Genomic DNA, 3072 nt, shown 5'->3' on the forward strand with positions numbered 1-3072 from the left:
GCCGAGCCAGCGGGCGCGGCTCTTCGCGGCACGCTCGCCGCGCCAGACGACAATCGACCGGTCGGCCTGCCACGGCAGCACGCCGTCGGCGCCGACCTCGGTGGCCGCCTCGATCGCCATCTCGTCGCGGTCGCCCTTGGCCAGGGCCTGCACGAGGACGAGCGCGACGTGGGGGGCGGGCTCGACGACGACGTCGTCGACGCGCAGGTGGACCCCCTCGCCGCCGACGGACTCGACCACGCCGACCAGCCGCACCCCGGCGCCGTCGACCACGTCGACCCGCTCCCCCGGCCCGCGCCGCTGCACGACGCCCGCGTGCCGGCCCTCGGAGCCGTCGAGCAGGTACGTGACGCCCGCGACCACGCCGGCGAGCGTCCCCGGCTCCGCGAGGAAGACGGGTGCGCTCACCTCAGCGGCCCGAGAGCTTGTCGCGCAGCTTCGCGAACACGCCGCTGCTCGCGCTCGCGAGCCGCGACTCCGGGCGCTCCTCGCCGCGGAGCACCGCGAGCCGCCGCAGCAGCTCGACCTGCTCGTCGTCGAGCGCCGTCGGGACCTGCACCTCGACGTGCACGTGCAGGTCGCCGCGCCCGCCCGCGTGCAGGTGGCCGACGCCCAGACCCTTGAGCGTGACGACCTGGGCGGGCTGGGTGCCCGGGCGCAGGTCGACCTCGCGCTCCCCGTCGAGGGTGTCGCGCTGGAGCGTCGTGCCCAGCGCGGCCGCGGTCATCGGCACCTGGAGCGTCGCGTGCAGGTCGTCGCCGCGGCGCACGAACGTGTCGTGCTTGCGCTCGTGCACCTCGAGGTAGACGTCGCCCGCGGGACCGCCGCCCGGGCCGACCTCGCCCTGACCCGTGAGCTTGATGCGCGTGCCCGTGTCGACGCCCGCGGGCACGTCGACGCCGAGCGTCCGGCGCGACCGCACCCGGCCCTCGCCCGAGCACTCGGGGCACGGCTCGGGGATGACCGTGCCGAACCCGTGGCACGCGGCGCACGGCTGCGTCGTCATGACCTGGCCGAGGAAGGACCGCGCGACGCGCTGGACCGACCCGCGGCCGTGGCAGACCTCGCACGTGCGCGGCGACGTGCCGGGGCGGCAGCACGAGCCGCCGCACGTCGGGCACAGCACGGCCGTGTCGACCGGCACCTCCTTGTGCGCGCCGAACGTCACCTCGGTGAGGTCGAGGTCGAGGCGCACGAGCGCGTCCTGGCCGCGGCGGGCGCGCGGGATGGGTCCGCGCTGCGCGCCCGCACCCGCGGCCGCGCCGAAGAACGTCTCGAAGATGTCCTGGAAGCCGAACCCGCCGCCCATGCCGCCGCCGGGCGACGCCGGGTCGGCACCGAGGTCGTACGCGCGGCGCTTCTCGGGGTTGGACAGCACGTCGTAGGCGCGCGAGACGTCCTTGAAGCGCTCCTCGGACGCCGAGTCGCTGCCGGCGACGTCGGGGTGGTGCTCGCGCGCGAGCTTCCGGTACGCCTTCTTGATCTGCTCCGGCGACGCGTCGCGCGGGACACCGAGGATCTCGTAGTAGTCGGTCACGTTCGGGTGCGCTCGCTTCCTGTGCTCAGGCACGCGGTGGGGACGGGCCGGGGACGCCGCTGCGGGCTCATCCGGCGAGGATGCGGGTCAGGTAGCGGGCGACGGCGCGCACGGCGGTCATCGTCCCGGGGTAGTCCATGCGCAACGGGCCCAGCGAGCCGACGCGCGCGACGACCGCGCCGCTCTCGTCGCCGTAGCCCGTCGTGACGAAGCTCGTCTCCAGCAGGCCGTCGTGCTGCGTCTCGCGCCCGATCCGCATGCTGACCGCGGCCTGGTCCTCGGCCATCTCGGACAGCAGGCGCAGGAGCACGACCTGCTCCTCGAGCGCCTCGAGCACCGGGCCGATCGAGTGCGCGAAGTCGACACCGCCGCCGCGGGCGAGGTTCGCGGTGCCGGCCAGCACGACTCGCTCCTCGCTCTCCTGCGCGAGCGTCTCCTCGACCAGCGCGACGACCTGGCGGACCAGCGGCGCGTCCTGCGGCGCGAACGCGTCGTGCAGCTCGCGGAACGCGTCGGGGAGCTCCGACAGACGCCGGCCGGTCGCGGCCACGTTGAGGCGGGCGCGCAGCTGCGCCACGACCGCCTCGTCGACGTCGTGGTCCTGCTCCAGCGTGCGCTGCTCGACACGGCCCGTGTCGGTGATGAGGACGACGAGCAGGTGCCGGGCCCCCACGGTGACGAGCTCGACGTGCCGCAGCGCCGAACGCCGCAGCGACGGGTACTGCACGACCGCGACCTGCCCGGTGAGCTGCGCGATGAGCCGCACCGCGCGGTCGACCACGTCGTCGAGGTCCACCGCGTGGTCGAGGAACTCGCCGATCGCGCGCCGCTCGGCCGCCGACATCGGCTTGACCGTCGTGAGCCGGTCGACGAACAGGCGGTAGCCCTTGTCCGTCGGGACGCGCCCGGCCGACGTGTGCGGCTGCGCGATGTACCCGGCGTCCTCGAGCGCCGCCATGTCGTTGCGGATCGTCGCGGGCGACACGCCCAGCGCGTGCCGCTCGACGAGCGCGCGCGACCCGACGGGCTCACGCGTCGCGACGTAGTCCTCGACGATCGCGCGCAGCACGTCCAGCCGACGGTCCTCGCTCACTCTCGCCTCCCCTGCGTCGGTCCCGGGCCTGGCGGCCACGGGTAGCACTCGCCGTGCACGAGTGCCAATCCTACGCCGCGCCCCCGACGTGCCGGCGGCGCGTGCACCGGCGCCCTAGAGTGCCGCGCGTGACTCAGGACCGCTACGGCTCGGACGTGCTCGGGGGCTCCGGCTCCTCCCACCACCGCCCGGCCCGCACGTCACGGCCGCAGGCCGCCGACGTCGGCCTCGTCGTCGAGGAGGTGACGACGGGGTGGGTCGGCGCGGTCGTCCGCGTCGAGAAGTCGGGCGGCATGCACGTCGTCGTCCTCGAGGACCGGCGCGGCCGGACCCGCACGTTCCCGCTCGGACCGGGGTTCTGGGTCGACGGCGAGCCCGTCGCGCTCACCGCCCCGGTCCGCGCGACCGCGCCCGCGGCCCCGACCCGGACCGCGTCCGGGTC

The 3072-nt window shown here is 75.5% G+C and carries 4 protein-coding genes; 1 reads left to right on the forward strand and 3 read right to left on the reverse strand.

Translation table 11 applies throughout. The features are described 5' to 3' along the window. From HGA02_RS14600 to hrcA, 3 genes are all read right to left on the reverse strand, one after another. Positions 1 to 408: RsmE family RNA methyltransferase (locus tag HGA02_RS14600; protein ID WP_343035494.1), on the reverse strand; the 408-nt coding region annotated here is incomplete at its 3' end. Position 409: 1 nt separating this feature from the next. Beyond that, positions 410 to 1537: a molecular chaperone DnaJ gene (gene dnaJ / locus HGA02_RS14605; protein ID WP_168679718.1), complete on the reverse strand. Its 1128-nt coding sequence runs from the start codon at positions 1535 to 1537 to the stop codon at positions 410 to 412. Between the two features lie 67 nt (positions 1538 to 1604). After that, positions 1605 to 2630, reverse strand: coding sequence for a heat-inducible transcriptional repressor HrcA (gene hrcA, locus HGA02_RS14610; protein ID WP_124341784.1), 1026 nt, complete (start codon positions 2628 to 2630; stop codon positions 1605 to 1607). A 128-nt stretch (positions 2631 to 2758) separates the two neighbouring features. Between hrcA and HGA02_RS14615 the strand changes: the two genes are divergently transcribed. Further along, a partial coding sequence (locus tag HGA02_RS14615; RefSeq protein WP_168679720.1) for a DUF3097 family protein occupies positions 2759 to 3072 on the forward strand: 314 nt, incomplete at its 3' end.

Origin of the sequence: Cellulomonas septica, from assembly GCF_012396155.1 — a bacterium.
Classification (GTDB): Bacteria; Actinomycetota; Actinomycetes; order Actinomycetales; family Cellulomonadaceae; genus Cellulomonas; species Cellulomonas septica.